This window comes from Streptomyces sp. NPDC059875, from assembly GCF_042731085.1.
Lineage (GTDB): Bacteria > Actinomycetota > Actinomycetes > Streptomycetales > Streptomycetaceae > Streptomyces.
Genome location: NZ_JBHWJZ010000001.1, coordinates 280908 through 296823, shown reverse-complemented (window position 1 = coordinate 296823; position 15916 = coordinate 280908). Strand labels below are relative to the sequence as shown.

11 protein-coding genes are annotated in these 15916 nt (G+C 71.3%); 10 read left to right on the top strand and 1 reads right to left on the bottom strand.

Annotated elements, in window-relative coordinates:
• Window positions 1–81: 81 nt before the first annotated feature.
• Window positions 82–2697 carry an AAA family ATPase gene (locus tag ACFV9D_RS01185; protein WP_385138985.1) on the bottom strand — a complete coding sequence of 872 codons (2616 nt, stop codon included), beginning with the start codon at window positions 2695–2697 and terminating at the stop codon, window positions 82–84.
• Between the two features lie 535 nt (window positions 2698–3232).
• Between ACFV9D_RS01185 and ACFV9D_RS01180 the strand changes: the two genes are divergently transcribed.
• The 10 genes from ACFV9D_RS01180 (at window position 3233) to ACFV9D_RS01135 (ending at window position 15594) form a co-directional block, all read left to right on the top strand.
• Window positions 3233–4171, top strand: coding sequence for a glycosyltransferase (locus ACFV9D_RS01180; protein ID WP_385138982.1), 939 nt, complete (start codon window positions 3233–3235; stop codon window positions 4169–4171).
• A gap of 158 nt (window positions 4172–4329) precedes the next feature.
• Window positions 4330–4974, top strand: a complete 645-nt coding sequence (locus tag ACFV9D_RS01175; protein ID WP_385138979.1) for a hypothetical protein — start codon at window positions 4330–4332, stop codon at window positions 4972–4974.
• A 59-nt stretch (window positions 4975–5033) separates the two neighbouring features.
• Window positions 5034–5804 (top strand): WecB/TagA/CpsF family glycosyltransferase, encoded by a 771-nt coding sequence (locus ACFV9D_RS01170; protein ID WP_385138975.1) that lies wholly within the window; start codon window positions 5034–5036, stop codon window positions 5802–5804.
• Window positions 5750–7258, top strand: coding sequence for an oligosaccharide flippase family protein (locus tag ACFV9D_RS01165; protein ID WP_385138972.1), 1509 nt, complete (start codon window positions 5750–5752; stop codon window positions 7256–7258). The genes ACFV9D_RS01170 and ACFV9D_RS01165 overlap by 55 nt, the downstream gene beginning before the upstream one ends.
• Window positions 7255–8757 carry an O-antigen ligase family protein gene (locus ACFV9D_RS01160; RefSeq protein ID WP_385138969.1) on the top strand — a complete coding sequence of 501 codons (1503 nt, stop codon included), beginning with the start codon at window positions 7255–7257 and terminating at the stop codon, window positions 8755–8757. Before ACFV9D_RS01165 ends, ACFV9D_RS01160 begins: the two co-directional genes overlap by 4 nt.
• A gap of 65 nt (window positions 8758–8822) precedes the next feature.
• Entirely contained in the window at window positions 8823–9863 is a 1041-nt protein-coding gene (locus tag ACFV9D_RS01155; RefSeq protein WP_385138966.1) for a glycoside hydrolase family 113, read from the top strand.
• Between the two features lie 112 nt (window positions 9864–9975).
• Window positions 9976–10977 (top strand): exopolysaccharide biosynthesis glycosyltransferase EpsD, encoded by a 1002-nt coding sequence (epsD, locus tag ACFV9D_RS01150; protein ID WP_385138963.1) that lies wholly within the window; start codon window positions 9976–9978, stop codon window positions 10975–10977.
• 266 nt (window positions 10978–11243) lie between these two features.
• Entirely contained in the window at window positions 11244–12149 is a 906-nt protein-coding gene (locus tag ACFV9D_RS01145) for a DUF4436 family protein (RefSeq protein ID WP_385138960.1), read from the top strand.
• 497 nt (window positions 12150–12646) lie between these two features.
• Window positions 12647–14005 carry an alpha/beta fold hydrolase gene (locus tag ACFV9D_RS01140; RefSeq protein ID WP_385138957.1) on the top strand — a complete coding sequence of 453 codons (1359 nt, stop codon included), beginning with the start codon at window positions 12647–12649 and terminating at the stop codon, window positions 14003–14005.
• A complete protein-coding gene (locus tag ACFV9D_RS01135; RefSeq protein ID WP_385138955.1) occupies window positions 14005–15594 on the top strand; it encodes an alpha/beta fold hydrolase in 1590 nt (529 codons plus the stop codon). The genes ACFV9D_RS01140 and ACFV9D_RS01135 overlap by 1 nt, the downstream gene beginning before the upstream one ends.
• The last annotated feature ends 322 nt before the right edge of the window (window positions 15595–15916 follow it).

The following is a 15916-nucleotide window of genomic DNA, read 5'->3' as shown; positions in this document are numbered from 1 at the left end:
TGTCGGGGCCGGTTCATCGGTAACCGGACCCAATTTTTCGCGACGGGATGCCCAGATATCGCGTGACTCACTGCCCGCGGCTCACCGTGAGGCGTCGTCGTCAAGCGGGATCGCGGCCTCCTCGCGTGTGTGCACGCCGAGTTTCGCGAGCACGGCGGCCACGTGATGTGCGGCGGTCTTGGGGGTGATGTAGAGCCGGGCGGCGATCTCCCTGTTGGTGAGTCCCTCGCACAGCAGGCGCTGGACCTCCCGCTCCCGCTTGGTCAGGCCGTACGGGTTGGCGCGCGTCGAGGCGCGCTTGCCGTACGGGGTGCGCCGCACCCCGGCCGCCCGCAGGCGTTCCCAGGCGCGGTCCGCAGCGGGTCGGGCCCTCAGGGAGCGGAAGGTCTCCAGGGACTGCCGCATGGCGGGCACGTCACCGCCGAGACCGGCCAGCGCCGCGTCGTACGGGCAGCCGAGCTCCTCCCACACGCGCACCGCCTCCCGCCACTGCCCGGCCAGTTCCAGGGCGTACGGCTCAGCCACCCGCGTCTGCGAGAGCTCGCCGCCTGCCAGGCGGGACCAGCGCAGCATCGCGCCGACGAGCCAGGGGTCGCTGTCGATGGTGACCGCCTTCATGCCGTGTTCGGCCTCCGCCACGGCGAGGCCGTCGTCCCCTTCGAGCCAGGCCGCCTCAGCGCGGGCGGCCCACACCGGACCCGCAAGGAGGAGATCCGCCTCTTCGCCGTACGAGAGTGCCTCGTCCAGCAGCGGCCACACCCCCGGTTCGCCTCGGCGGGCCCTGACCAGCGCTGACGTCACCAAGGGCAGCAGCCGGTGCAGCGGTTGGGGGTTCCGGTCGAGCACGTCGCCCGCCTTCTGGGCGGCCCGTGCCCACTGGCCCCGGTGCAGCATGCCCAGGCCGGCCGCTCCGAGGGCCAGCACGAGGAACGTCGGGAGTTCGTGTTCGCGGCAGTACGCGCAGGTGCGGACGGTCAGTCGATCGAGGCGCGGCAGATCGTGGTGGAGTGCCGCGGTCCAGCAGGCCACCGCTCCGATCTTGCAGGCGTCGTCCGTCATGCCGTCCTCGGCCATGGCCGCCTGCCAGGCGTCCTCGAGATCCTGCCAGCCTTGCTCGCGGCCGGCCACGTTCACCAGGGCCTCGTAGAGACGCGCATGGGTCTTCAGCGCGGGTTCGCCCAGGCTCAGCCCGAGTTCGGCGGCCTTGCCCGCGTAGTCGGCCGTCGTCGCGGGGTCGTAGCCGAGGCAGGCCAGTTGGGCGAGGTTGGCGTAGGCCCAGGCGAGTTCCCGCGTCGCGCCTTCGCCTTCCAGCACCCGAACGGCGTCCAGGCCCGCTCGCCAGGCGTCGGTCGCGTGGACCGCCAGCCAGTGCATGTGGGAGAGCCGGCGCAGGTCCTCTGCCTCGCCGCGCCGGTCGCCCTGCTCGTGGCGCAGTCGGACCGCTTCGTCCCAGGCCTCGATCGCCTCCGGAAGGCTCCCGGTCACGTAGCTCTCGTGCGCCTGGGCTTCGAGCAGTTCGACGCGTTGTGCGGGCGGTGCGGCAGCCGGGTTGCGCACGGCGCGCCCGTACAGCTCGGCGGCCTCCCGGTGCGAGCCGAGCGCCGCGGCGTAGGCGGCTGCCCGCGGGGCGTACTCGGCCACGGCCGCTTCATCCCCGGCCTGCTCGGCGTGGAAGGCGAGCTGCGCGAGATCGACCGGATCGACCGGGCCGGAGCGCAGGGCCGCCAGGACGCGGCCGTGCAACCTGGCGCGCCGGTAGGCCGGGAGCGACTCCCAGACGGCCCGGCGTGCCAGCTCGTTGCGGAAGCACAGCGCCGGACCGTCCGGGCGCAGCACACCCGCTGCCAGGCAATCCTCCAGCCCCGTGGCGGCGTCCGGTGATACGGCGGCGATCAACGGTTCGGTGGCGCGGGGCCCGATGACGGCCACCGTCTCCGCCGCTTGCCGGGCCCGGTCCGGGAGCTGGGCCATGCGGCCCAGTACCGCTTCACGCACCGTGGTGGGGACGCCGGGGGTGCGGGCTGCCAGGACTTCCGTGACGTAGAACGGGTTTCCATGCGTGTTGCAGAACAGCTCGTGGGCGTCCACGGGGTCCCCGGCCGCGGCGGTCAGATCGGCGACCGCTCGGCGGCTCAGCGGCTCCAGTGTGCAGCGGTGGACCGCGGCGAAAGCGGCGAGGTCGCCCAGTACCGCCGCCAGGGGGTGCGTGGGGCCGACCTCGTCGTCGCGATAGGTGGCCAGGAGCAGGAGGGGGATCCGGTCGATCCGCCGGGCCAGAAAGCGGACCAGGTCCAAAGTGGCCTGATCGGCCCAGTTCAGGTCCTCGATCACCAGCAGCGTCGGCTGCCCTCCCGCCTGGCCGCCGAGCGCGGTGAGCACTCCGCCGAAGGTTCCGACCGGGTCGGTACGCCGACGCAGGCCCGCCTCCAGGGCCTGGGACACCGGCGGGTCGAGCAGCGCGGCGATGTCCATCAAAGGACCCAGGGGGCGCGGCGCGGAGAGCGGGTCGCAGGCCCCGAGCAGTACCCGGGCGCGCCCGGTACCGCCCCGCTCCTCCGCGAAGCGTCGCACCACCGCGGTCTTGCCGATACCCGCCTCACCGCGCAACAGCACCAACTGTCCGTGGCCGTGTTCAGCCCGCTCCAGGCAGTCCGCGAGATTCTGCAGTACGGCGTCGCGTTCGAGAAGGTCGGTCACGGCTGTCCCCAGCGTGGATGCGTCGTGTATCCACCTTCAGTCTAAGGATCTTCGGGCGGGAACGCTTTCACGCCCACTCCAGTGCGCCGGTCGCGTCCTGCACCACCCGGCACGTCCCGGCGACCGGGCTCCGAGTGACCGCGTCGTCGCTCGGCGTATCTGGGTATTCCGCCGCGAAAAATTGGGTCCGGTTGCCGATGAACCCGCCTCGGCCCCACCGCAGACTGCTTGCATGCGCCCCGAACCCGACCGAACCACCCCAGAGGGTCCGTCCTACCGCGCAGCCATGAACGGCGATGTCGCCGTCACGACGCAGAGGGCTCGGAAGCCGGCCCCGGCCGGACCGTCCGATCCGCAACGGAAGCCGGAGGACGTCCCCGGCCGTGAGGGCTCGACCACGTCCGCCCGCCCCGAGATCCACCTGTTCGAACCTTCGGGATACGCCGGGGTCTTCCAACACGCCTGCCGCCTCGGTCAGCTCCTCGGCCAGTCCGGCCGGCGTGTGGTGCTCCACACCGGGCACGAGCACGAGGAGGTGCGCCTGGAGGGCGTCGACCTGTGCCCGTGCTCCTGGTGGCCACGTCATCGTGATGCCGGCGCTCGCCGCTCCGGCGCCATCGCCCGCAGGTTCGTCAGCCATACGCTGCCGCACCTTCACGCCACGGTGCCACGCGGCGCGGTCCTTCACGTGGAGGGGATCGCCGCGGCGGGGGCACTGACCCTTCTCGCACTGAGCGTTGCGCGGTTCAGGGATCGCCTGGTGATCTACTCACCGCACGACACGTTCTCGCGCCGAGGCCGGGTGGACGGCGCGTTGCTGCGGCTCGCCCTGCGAGTTCCGCACGCGATCATCGTCTACTCCGATGCGGACGTCGAGGTTCTTCGCCGCCGTGGTCTCGAGGCGCACCGTTCTCCACTCGTCCAACTCGTGCCCGAGGCCTCGGACGATGAGCGGCTCAAGTGGCGCAACGAGTGGCGGGCCGGTTCGGACGTGTCCGTCGTCCTCTTCGCGGGATGCATCCGACCCGAGAAGCGGCTCGACGTGCTCATCGAGAGTGCTCGCGACTGGCCCGCGAATCGGCGCTTGGCCGTCGTGGGCGAAGACCGTGGCGGGTGGGTTCACTGCGCGGAGCTCGCGGAGGCCTACGGCGTCGACGTCGCCGCACGAGTGGAGTTCCTCGAACTCGCGGAGTTCTCGGCGGCGATCTCGGCGGCGGATCTCGTCGTCCTGCCCTATGACAAGGCGAGCCAGAGCGGGGTGCTCGCGGTCGCCCGTCAGCTGGGCACCCCGACCGCCGCGGCGAACGTGGGTGGCCTGCGGGAACTCGCCTCACAGACGTTCGAGCCGGGCGACCCGCACGATCTCAACCGTGCCATCGATGCCCAGCTGGCCCGCACCGTGGCACCCGACCCGTCCCTCGACGAGAACCTGGCGGTCACCGTGCACCTTCGCGCATACGGGCAGTCGCCATGACCAGGCTTTGGTCTCGCCTCGTCCCCGGGCCCTCCACGCCGACGGACGGCGTCGTTGCGCGCTGGTGGCCACTGGTGGCGCTCACCACGCTCGTCGCCCTCGTGGCGAGCCTGGTGGCCTTGGGTGTACGAGCCCCCTCCTACAGCGCGACCACGAGGATGCCGCTGACGCCGCTCGCGCAATCGGACGAGACGTTCCTCGGAACCGGCCTCATCCGTGATGCGGGCGATGCCACCCGTACCTCCTCCATGGCGGCGCAACTGCTGGACTCCCACCGCGTCGCGGCCGCGACCGCCCAGTCCCTCGGAGGACGCTGGACGCCCGAATCCGTCCGCGACGCCGTCGACGTCGCGCCGGTCGGCGAAACGAACCTGATCGGGATCACCGCCCGAGCGGCCGACCCGGGCCAGGCGGTCCGCCTGGCGCAGACGTTCGCGGAGACGGCTCTGAAGGATCGGTGGCAGACGGTCTCCGCCGAACTGGACCGCCGCATCGCCTTCGCGGCCAAGAACACCGCCGCCGATCCGAACACCGGGGAGGAGTCACGGAAGCTGCAACTGCTCAAATTCGTCCGCGAGTCCGGCGCGGACCCCACCGTGGGAATCGAGTCGACCAGTCCGCCGGTGCGCGTCAAGGAGATGCCCGCGGTCGTGACGATCGGCATGGCGGGACTCGGTGGGATGTTCGTCGGCATCCTCGCGGCCTTCGGGGTCGAGCGATTCAGGCGCCGCACGCAGAGCGACGACCTCGCGGTCGACGGACGCGAGCTCTCGGTGTCCTCACCGAAAATCCTGAGGAGGTGAATCCGATGTCGTTGCCTCCTGGATCGCCGCCGCTCCGGCGGATCCCACGTCTCATGGGCATGCCCATCCATGCAGTGACGCTGGACGAGGCCGTCGACCAGGTGTTCGACAGCTTGGCGGACGGCCGGGGCGGGACAGTGCTGACGCCGAACATCGAGATCTTGCGGCAGTACCGGCGCTCGCCGGACCTGCGGCGGATGTTCGAACACACCGAGCTCGTCGTCACCGACGGAATGCCGCTGGTGGTCGCGCTGCGGATCCAGAGAACCCCGGTGCCCCGGCAGATCACCGGCACGGACATGCTCTGGGCACTGGCCGCGGGAGCAGGTGCGCGCGGGCGTTCGATCCTGCTCGCAGGGGGGCGTCCCGGCGAGGCACAGCGGGCCGCCGACCGTCTCACTCAGGTGAACCCGGGGCTGCGCGCCGAAACCTACCCGTGCTACGTCCGGCCCGACACCATGGCCGGACAACTGGCGGCCCTCTCGCGCACACTGATCGCCTCGTCGCCGGACATCGTCTTCCTCGGCCTGCCCTTCGCGAGCCAGACATCGGTCATGGCCGATCTGCGCCCCGCCCTGCCGGGCACCTGGTTCGTGGGTGTGGGCTCGAGTTTCGACTTCATCAACGGCGATCGCACACGTCCCCCGGACATCGTGCGGCGGCTCTGCCTGGAGTGGGCCTGGCGGCTCGCGCGGCAGCCCTGGCTCTGGCGCCGCTACCTGATCCAAGGGGCTCCCCCCGCCGCTCGCCTGGCCGTCGACGCCCTGCGCGTGCGGTGGCAGCGCGATGCGACATCGGCGAGGTCAGCCGGCAGCCCGGCACGGCCGTGAAGGTCCGCACCGACGTGGTCTCGAGGCCGCGCGACCTGACCGGGCGCGGCCTGATCGCCTCTGCTTCGTGGATGACCGGCAGCCATCTGGTCGCCCAGGCCTTCGCGTACGGATCGCTCATCTTCCTCGCACGACGTCTACCGCCCGCCAGCTTCGGGACCGTGGCGGTCGGAACGGCCGTGGTCTACATCGCGACCCTGCTGGTGGAACGCGGCACCTACGGCGCCATCATGGTGCATCCACGTCTCACCCGGGCCTACCTCGTACGCGCCTTCTGGCGCTGCTTCCTCATCGGAGCAGCACTCGGCGCGGCGATGGCGGCATCTGCGGGGCCGCTGGTGGGCACCTTCGCGGACGGCGGAGACGCACCCGCCGTCGCGCTGCTCGCGGTCTGCCTGCCTCTGCACGCGATCTCCGTCATCCCCACGGCGCTGCTGCACAAGTCGATGCAGTTCCGGCGGCTCGCCGGGGCGACGGCCGCCGCCAACATCGTGTCCGCCGCGGTGGCCGTGGCCGCGGTCCTGGCCGGCGCGGGCGTCTGGTCGCTGGTGGCACGTCAAGTGGTGCTGTTCGCTCTGCTGGCGGTGCTCACCACCGCGTTGTGTCTGCCCGGTCTCCGCCATCGGTCGGCGTTGCCGTACCCCTCCGGTGCCCAGGAACACGAGCGCACCGGCGATCGGTGGTTCTTCCTGTTCGGCGCCACCCTGATGGTGGCCGCCAACATCGACTACCTGATCGTCGGCCTCTCCAGTGACGCCAGTCTCGTCGGTCTCTACGCCCTGGCCTTCACGATCGCCATGGCGCCCACGACGCAATTCTCGGAGCAGGTCGGCAAGGTGCTCTTCGCCGCCGCCGCATCCAGCCCGGAGACCAGCGGGGAGCGGACGGTGCAGTCCGTACGCCTGATGTCGGCGCTCCTGCTGCCGCTGCTGCCGGCCGGCATCCTGCTCGCACCGGTGGTGCTTCCGGCGGTCCTGGGGCCCGAATGGGCGGGGATGGTGGTCGCCTTCCAGGTGCTGTGGGTCGCCGGCATCGGTTACGCCATCGACAACTGCATAGGTGAGGCGCTCTCCGGGATCGGACACATCGCCTTCCGCGCGAAGGTCATGGCCGCCCGTTGCATCGCCACCGCGGTCGCCCTGTGGATCCTCGTGTCGATCGACGGGATCCGTGGGGCCGCACTCGCGCACCTCGTCGTCTTCCTGCCGTACGTGGCGGTGTACGCCACCGTCGGTGCACGGCTCGCCGGAACCACAGCCCGAGACCTCTGGCATGCCGTGCGCCCGATCGTGGCCGCGGTGGGTTGGCAGCTGGCGGTGACCTTCGCCCTGCTCTTCCCCCTGAGGGCCTCGGGGACGTCCGACAGTGTCGCCGTCTGCGCCGCGGTCGCCGCCGGGCTGGCGGCATGCGGGTTCTGGCTGCTGCGGCCCGTCGTCCGGAGGCGGTCACCGTGACCTGGGCAGCGGTGGGACGGAACCGGGCGCCATGGCTGCCGCCGCCCGCGTCGGGATCGCGCCGTCGCGCCACGGGCACGGCGTGTGTCGCCGTGCTGACGGCGCTCGTGTTCGGGGCCCTCCTCCCCAGTGCCCCGCTCGCGGCCGTCGCCGCGATCGTGGTGATCCCGCTGGCGCTCTGGGCTCCGGTCGCCGCGCTGTCCACGCTGCTCGCCCTCACCGTGCTGGTGCCCTTCTCCGTACAGGACCAGTTCTCCGTCATCGGCGGATCCGGCCGCCCCGGGCTGCTGCTGGCCGACGTCCTCCTCGTCCTCGGACTGTGCCGGGTCGGATGGCTGATCCTTTCGCGCAGGCTGAGGATCGACGCGCCGCTCCTCGCCGCCGCGGCCGTCGCCCTGGTGCTCACCGGGGCCCTGGCGTGGGGAATCGCAAACGGAGCCGCCGTCAGCGAGGCGGGCCATGAAGCCCGTCGTGTGATGCTCGGAGTGGGTGCGTTCGTGCTGGCGTGGCCGGTGGTCCGCGACGAGGCGGCCCGACGACGTCTCGAGAAGGCACTGATCGGTCTCGGGCTGGCTCTGGGGGCCTGGGGGCTGCTCCAGTGGGGGTTCTCCATCAGCTACACGAGCGCGGCCGATATCGGCGTGCGCCACGGCGTGGACCTCACGTCATCGGGCCGCGGCTCACTGCAGGGCGGGCTGTACGCGTACCCGGTCGCCGTGGCCCTCGCCTGGGCCGCCCTGGTGTCCGGTCGCGTGCGGTCGAGCCCGGTGCGGTGGCTGCTGGCGGCGATCGTGTGCTTGAACGCGCTCTGCGCCTGGCTGACGTACGAGCGGACCTTCTGGGTGGCCGCGGCGGTGGCCTGCGCCGTCGTGCTGATGATGTCGGGGGCCCATGCGCGCCGGATCGCGGCGAGGTGGGTGCCCATCGGCGCCGTGTCGCTGCTCGTGGGCCTCTTCGTGCTCGCACCCGGCGAAGTCCGTACGGCCGTGGAACGCCTGCTCTCGGTCACTCGGCTCGAGGTCGACAAGTCCTACGAGTACCGGGTGATCGAGTCGCAGATCGTCGGTGAGGAGATCAGGAGCCGGCCCCTGACCGGATCGGGCTTCGGCGCCACGATCACCTGGGGCAAGGACGATACGTTCAACACCCTGACGACCCCCTTCGTCCACAACGGGTACCTCTGGCTGGCATGGAAGATCGGGATACCGGCGGCGGCCTTCCTCGTGCTCGTGATCGCAGCGGCGGTCGCCCGGCGGGGCCCGCCCGGGGAGGAGTGGCGGTGGCACACCCTCCGGATCGGCAGCCGAGCGGCCCTGCTCGCGCTTCTCCTCGTCAGCGTGACCTTCCCGGCCTTCGACGCCCTCGGTGTCACCGCGGTGATGGGCCTGTTGGTCGCCGTCTGCTTCAGCGGCGGTGCCGATGCCACTTCGGGGAGACCGCTGTCGCCGCCCCGCAGCGGTGCGCCGGAGCGGGCCCGGCCGCGTGTGCGGCGGATGTGAGGAGACGATGCCTCGTGCCGGCCACCAGGTGTTCTCGTGACAAGGGGCGCCGTCCGCATGGCGCGTTGACGCGCCACGCACGGTGCCTGGCCGGCGTCGTGCTGAGCATCGTGCTCGTCGCCACGGCGACGTCCGGATGGTCCGGAGACCCCGCACCCGGCCCGGCGCAGCAGCGACAACACGGTTTCGCCCTGCCCACGTACTCCCATGACGGTTACGGCGACACGCAGATACTCGAGGGGCGCCTCCGCGGCATCGCCGACGTCGGTGCGGGATGGGTCCAGATCGCACCCACGTGGTACCAGGCCGGTGCCGATGCCGACGAGATCACCCGGGCGCCTGCCGGTGCGGTATGGCAGACGCCCGACGACGCCGGGGTGCGGAAGGTGATCGCCCTGGCCCACGAGCGCGGACTGAAGGTCCTGCTCAAACCGCATGTCGATCTGCCGGGCGCCGAGAGCCGGGGCAACATCCGACCACGCGACCGCGCGACATGGTTCGCCTCCTACACCGCCTTCATCACCCACTATGCGGATCTGGCGGCACGGACCGGAGTGGAGCAATTCGCCGTGGGGACCGAACTGGAGGGGGTCTCGGGGGACAGGGACAGTTGGTTGGGCGTCATCCGGGCCGTGCGTGCCCGCTATCCGGGACCGTTGGTGTACGCGGCCAACTACGACGAGTACCCCCGGGTCGCCTTCTGGGACGCCGTGGACCTGATCGGCGTCGACGCCTACTGGCCCCTGAGCACGCGGCCCACCCACGATGCGCAGGCGCTGGAACGATCCTGGGCACCCATCCGGGAGGAGTTGGCGGCGTTCGCGGCCGAACATGGTCGCCGGATCCTGTTCACCGAAGCCGGCTATGTCAGCCAGCGCGGTTCCACCACCGCCCCGTACTCCTGGACGATCAGCACGATGCCGGATCAGGCGGAGCAGGCGGCCGGCTACGAGGCGCTGCTCGCGAGCTTCCGGAACCAGCCCTGGTGGGCCGGTGTCTTCTGGTGGGTCTGGGACGTGACGCCCCACGGCAGCCGGGACGACGTGCTCGACTACACGCCGCGCGGCAAGGAAGCCGAGAAGGTGGTGCGCCGATGGTGGACGTGATCGACGCCGCGAGCGACCCCCGCGTGCGTCGCCCCCTCCGAGCACGACAGGTGACGCCGCGATGCGGCTGTGGACGGCCGCTGGACACGCGCGTACCGGGAAGGCGGACGTGATGGCGGACATGCAGGGACCAGGACGAGACACCGAGCTGGACGTCGTCATTGCGACCCGTGACCGCCCGCCCGACAAGCTGGCGGCCTGTCTCGGCGCGCTCTGGCGCCAGAGTTTCGAGCACTTCGGTGTGATCGTGGTCGACGACGGCAGCCGGGACCCGGTGGCGCGTCGCGTCGAGGCGTCCCACCCCACCCGCCGGATCCGGGTCGTCCGCAACGCGGAATCGGCGGGGCCCGCCGCGAGCCGCAACAAGGGTGTGGCCCTGTCGGACGCACCGTACGTGCTGTTCATCGACGACGACTGCATCTCCCATCCCGAGCTGGTCGCCCGGCACCACGCCGCACTGGACCGTGCCGCCGGACCCGCGGTGTCCCTCGGCCCGATCCTCTCCCCGCCCGGGCGGCGCATGCCGCCCTGGACGCACTGGGACGCCGACCGTCTGGGACGGGAATACGCTCGGCTGGGCCGCGGCGAGATCACCCCGGCGTGGACGCACTGCTATACCGGCAACCTCGCGGTCCGTCGCGCGGACTTCCGCGCCGTCGGCGGGTTCGACGAGCGTCTGGCCAGACAGGAGGACATCGAACTGGGCTTCCGGCTCTTCCGACTGGGCTGCCGGTTCGCGTTCGATCCTGTCGCGGTCGTCTGGCACGACAGCGATCGCACCCTTCGGAACTGGACCCGCATCCCAGCCCTCAGCGCGCATTTCGACGTTCTCATCGATCAGTTCGTGCCCGATTCGCAACGGCTGTCGTCGGTGCGCGACGACCTGCGTCATCGGCACCGGCTGCTGCGCCTCGCCCGTCGGGTCTGCCGACCGCCGGCGGCTCACCGGTGCGCCGTCACCGGCGCGATCGCAACAGGATGCCTGCTCCACGCCGTACACGCCGATCGACCGTCGCTGGCGGCCTTCAGCCTGGTCTGGGATCTCGAATACACCCGCGCCCTGGCGGAGGCGACATCCGCCTCGTCAGGGCGACTCCAGCGGCAGCCGGCGTAGCGGGGGAGGAGGTACGGGTCGGCTGCTCGATCGTCGTGGTGTCGGATGGGGCTGTCCGTCGGCGCCGACACGCCTGCCCGGATGCGGTGGATCGTCGGCCCGGTCGACGAGGATCGCACTGCGGCCACCGCCCGGTGTCTCGGAGAGAACGGCTGCCCGCGACGATCGTGCCCCGCTTCGGCAGACCTCGCCGCGTGGACGCCGCGGCCCGCTCCCGGGGTCGGGCCGGACGAGTCCGTTCCCCTTCCCACCTCGTCGGAGTCACCATGGCCCCACCCTCGGACTCACCTCGCCCACGCCGCTCCGGGGCGTCGATCCTTCCCGTCCTGCTTCCCATCGCGGTCCTGATCGTCGTGGCGGTGTCCGTGGGGTCGTGGCTGCAGTACACCGAGCAGAAGGCGCGCGACACGGTCCACATGGTCGGATCCGGAGCCGCCGACCGTGTGGACGTAGAGGCCACCGTCCAACGCGTGGACGCCGCGGCCAGAGAGCTGGTACTGCGGGTCCGGGTCACCCCGCGCGGGACCCTCGGCGAGGAGGAGGGGGGCGCCCCGGTGGCCGATCTCATCCTCCAGACCTCCGAGGCGACCCTCGGCGATCTGGCGTTCAAGGCGCACGAGCGGCTCGCGACCAGGGACGTGGAGGTCGCGATCACCGGTGGATCGATCAGTGACTACCCGTTCGACACCTACGAGACCGACATCGAGTTCTGGGCACTGCTGGGTGGTAAGGAGGTGCCGGTGCGGGTGATGTTCTCCAACAACGACACGCTCTTCTCGATCTCCACGACACGCACGCCCTCCCCGCAAGAGGCCGCCGTGGGGCTGGCGCTGTCCCGATCGGGCAGCCTGCTCGTCTTCGCGGTCTTCATGATGGCCGTGATGTGGGCGCTGGCGGCGTCCGTCCTCATCGGGGCCTGGTACCTGACGACCCGCGGCCAGGGCGGCCTGGTCTGGCCCGCCCTTGCCTGGATGGCCGCCACCCTGTTCGCCCTCTCGGCGTTCCGCAACAACGCCCCCGGCACGCCCCCGATCGGCTGTGTGTTGGACTGGTTCGCCTTCCTGTGGGCGGAGACCATCATCGCCCTCTGCCTGATCGCCGTGGTGATCACCGGCGTTCGCAGAGCCCTCGCCCGAGACGACACCCGCCACACGTCGTCGCCGATCGGCTGACGGAGCACCACAGCCGCAGAGGGACGGGCCCCGTCAGCAGGCGAGGACGGACTGCTCCGAGTGGAGCCCACCAGTGGTGGGCGTCGGTCCACCGGCAGAGGCTGGCCTACGCGGTGGCCGCCACCCGACGCGTACGGGGACGGGCGGAGCCGCGCAGCATCCTCTCAGTCTCGGCGCGGCCGAGGTCGTCAGAAAGACGGAGTCACATGGCGGAACAGGGCATCAGAACACGCTGCCTGCCGTTCGCTCGCGGGAGCGGCAGGTCCCTACGAAGGCGGGCGCAGCGCCGATACACACCGCGACGCTCCCGGCGGTCGCCCACCGGGGTGGCGCTGGTCGCGGCCGGTCTGGCACTCCTGGGTGCGGTCGCTCCGACAGCCAGCAGTGCCGTGTCACCCCCGCTCACCGGGCCCCATCCAGGAGATCCGGCGCGGTTCACACCCGGTCCCTGCCCGCAGGCGCCCGAGCCGATCCCCGGACGGTGCGGGCTCCTGGAGGTGCCCGAGAACCGGACCCACCGCGGCGGACGGACCATCAAGCTGGCCGTCGCCATCATTCCGGCCACGTCGACGAAGCCGGCCGCGGACCCGGTGGTGTTCATGGAGGGGGGTCCCGGCGGCGACGCGATCGGGGCCATCCCCTTCCTGATCGACTCCGGCGTGAACCGGGATCGCGACCTGATCGTCATGACCCAGCGCGGCGGACCCTACTCACAGCCGTACCTCGCCTGCCCGGAGCTCGACCGGTTCAACGCGACCGCCGTGGGGCTGCCCTACGACGCGCCCTCGACCGGGCGGCTCCTGGTGCGCGCAGCGAAGGAGTGCCGGGACCGTCTGACAGCTGACGGAATCCGGCTGAACAGCTACAACACCACCGAGAACGCCGCCGACTTCGCAGACCTGCGCAAGGCGCTCCGCATCAAGGAGTGGAACGTCTACGGCTACTCCTACGGCACCAACCTGGCCCTCACCTACCTGCGCCGGCACCCCGAGGGGATCCGCTCGGTGGCCATCGACTCGGTCTCGCCTCCGCAGATCGTCAGCCTGCCCTGGACCTGGGACAGCGCGCAGGAGGGGATCAACAACATCTTCGCGGCGTGCGAGGCCCAGCCGCGCTGCAAGAGCCGCTACCCGGACCTCCCGCGCACGCTGACGGAACAGGTCCGCCGCCTTGAGGCGAACCCCCTGACCCTGACGGTGCAGCGGCCCGGGGGCGGAAACCCGGTGAAGGTCGTTCTCGACGGAGGCACGCTGGTGAACCTGCTGGTTCACAACGGCGCCGCCCTCCCGTTCGTCGACGTCCCCGCGGCGCTCGACGAACTCGCCCGCGGTAACCCGGAGCGCTTCGCGCAGGCACAGGCCGCCGGAGCGACGCCGCCCGACGTCGCCCAGGCCCACGGTCTGACGCATTCGGTGGCGTGCGCCGAGTGGACGCCGGGCTTTTCGGAGGCCGACATCCTGGAGGCGGGGCGCCGGGCGTTCACCGGGTGGCCGGACACGGTCCTGGCCCAGGCGCCGCAGCTGCCCTTCGAGTACGACCTGTGCCGTGTCTGGAACGTCCCGGACCGCACCGCGATCCAGCGCGTGACCACCTTCAGCAAGGTGCCGACGCTGATCATCTCCGGAACCTTCGACTCGAAGACGGGGGCGCGCTGGGGGCCGTACACCGGCCGCACGCTGCCGCGCTCGACCGCCGTGCAGATTCCCGGGATCGGCCACTTCGTGGTCCCCCAGTCGCCCTGCGCGCAGAGCGTCCTGGCTTCCTTCCTCACGCGTCCGACCGCGCCCGACACCGGTTGCGTGGCGGGACTCGCGCCGAAACCGTTCACCATCACCCCTGAACCGGAGACAACATGATGTCCCTCTGCCCATCCCGACACCGGCGCGCCTTGCGCCGGCTCCCGGCCACGCTGGCCGGAGCCACGGCCGGTGCCCTCGTCGTCGGCCTGGCCGCGATGCCCGCACAAGCCGAGTCCGGCGACGGAGCGCCGCTCGGAACGGTCGCCCGGACGGCGGGTGACGCCCGCTACAAGCCGGGCCCCTGCCCGAGGACGGCGGACCCGATCCCCGATCTGGAGCGCGCCCGCTGCGGAACGCTCACCGTTCCCGAGAAGCGCTCCCACCGCAAGGGACGGAAGATCACCCTCGCGGTCGCGATCATCCCCGCGGCCACCAAGAAGCCGGCACCCGACCCGATCGTGTGGCTCGCCGGCGGGCCCGGCGACGACGCGGTCTCCGAGATCCCGATGGCGGTCGCCGGCGGCCTGAACCGCGACCGCGACGTGATCTTCATGTCCCAGCGCGGGACGTACTCGGCCGACCCGCAGCTCACCTGCCCGAACGTCGACGAGTTCGCCGCGGACTCCCTCGATCTCGTCTTCGGCGCGCCGTCCACCGGACGCCTGCACGTCGAGGAGACGCGGAAATGTCGCGACCAGCTGGTGCGACGCGGGGCCGACCTCAGCGCGTACAACGGCCCCGAGAGCGCCGCCGACTACGACGGTCTGCGCAAGGCGCTGGGCCTCAAGCAGTGGAACGTGTTCGGCATCTCCTACGGCACCAATCTGGCGCTCCAGTACGTGCGCCTGCACCCGAAAGGCATCCGGTCGTTCGGCATCGACGGCGTCCTGCCGCCGTCCCTGGCCGGCGGGGCCGTGACCTGGCAGGCCGCACGTGAAGGTTACGACGGCCTGTTCAAGGCCTGTGCGGACCAGCCCGCCTGCAACACCCGCTATCCGAACCTCAAGGCCACTTTCGAGCGCCTCGTCAGTGAGGTCGAGGCCAGACCGGTCACCACCACTGTCACGGTCCCGGGCCAACCGCAGCCGGTGAAGGTCACGCTGGACGGCGGAGTCCTGGTGAACTGGCTGGCCTCCGCCACCCATGTGGCGGCCGGAGTGCCCCGCTCCATCGACGAACTGGCCCGCGGCAACCCGCAGCGGATCGCCGAGCAGTGGGCGGGCGGGAAGCTCAGCCCGCAGGCCATCGGGCGGACTTCCCACGGGCTCGCCTACGGCATCTTCTGCAGCGAGTGGACACCGTACGAGAGTGAGGCCGACGTGATCCGGGCAGGGCAGCGCCTGTTCCCGTCGTTCCCCCGCTCGGTGCTCGCCAACGCTCCGTTTCTCACCTGGCTCCACGAGGACTGCCGCGCCTGGAACGTCCCCGCGGCACCGCCCTCGGTCCGGGACGTGACGCGCAGCGACATCCCGGCGCTCGTCCTGTCCGGCGGGTTCGACGCCCAGACGGCGCAGAGCAGCGGGGCCTACGCCGCCCGTACGCTGAGCCGGTCCACCGCCGTCACGGTCCCCTACGTCGCCCATGTCGTCTTCGCCGACTCGCCGTGCGCGCAGACGATCACCCGCTCGTTCTTCAACACGCCGACCGCGCCGGACAGATCATGCCTCGCAGGCCTCCAACCGCCGGCGTTCGAGATCGCGCCGTAAACCGCGCTGGGTAGATCCAATTCACCGCCGGGTTGTCGCAGCAACCCGGTTGAAGAAGGGGGTAGTTCGTCTCGGGGGATGCCGAGGCGGCGGTACGCGAGGAACCACCTGACACCCCGCCATGACGGCACCGGCTCCAAAACTGCCCGCGGTCGCCCCAGTGCCGGGCCTCCAGGCCGGGCGGGGACAAAGCTCGCCGACGGCCGGCTGACGGCCTCGGCGCCCCTGGACCGGAGTGGGAAAGGGCCGCCGCTCGCGGAGGTTTCGTACGCCGCACCCAGCGGCTCGCCCGGGACGATCCGCGGGCGGGCACCCGTGTGTC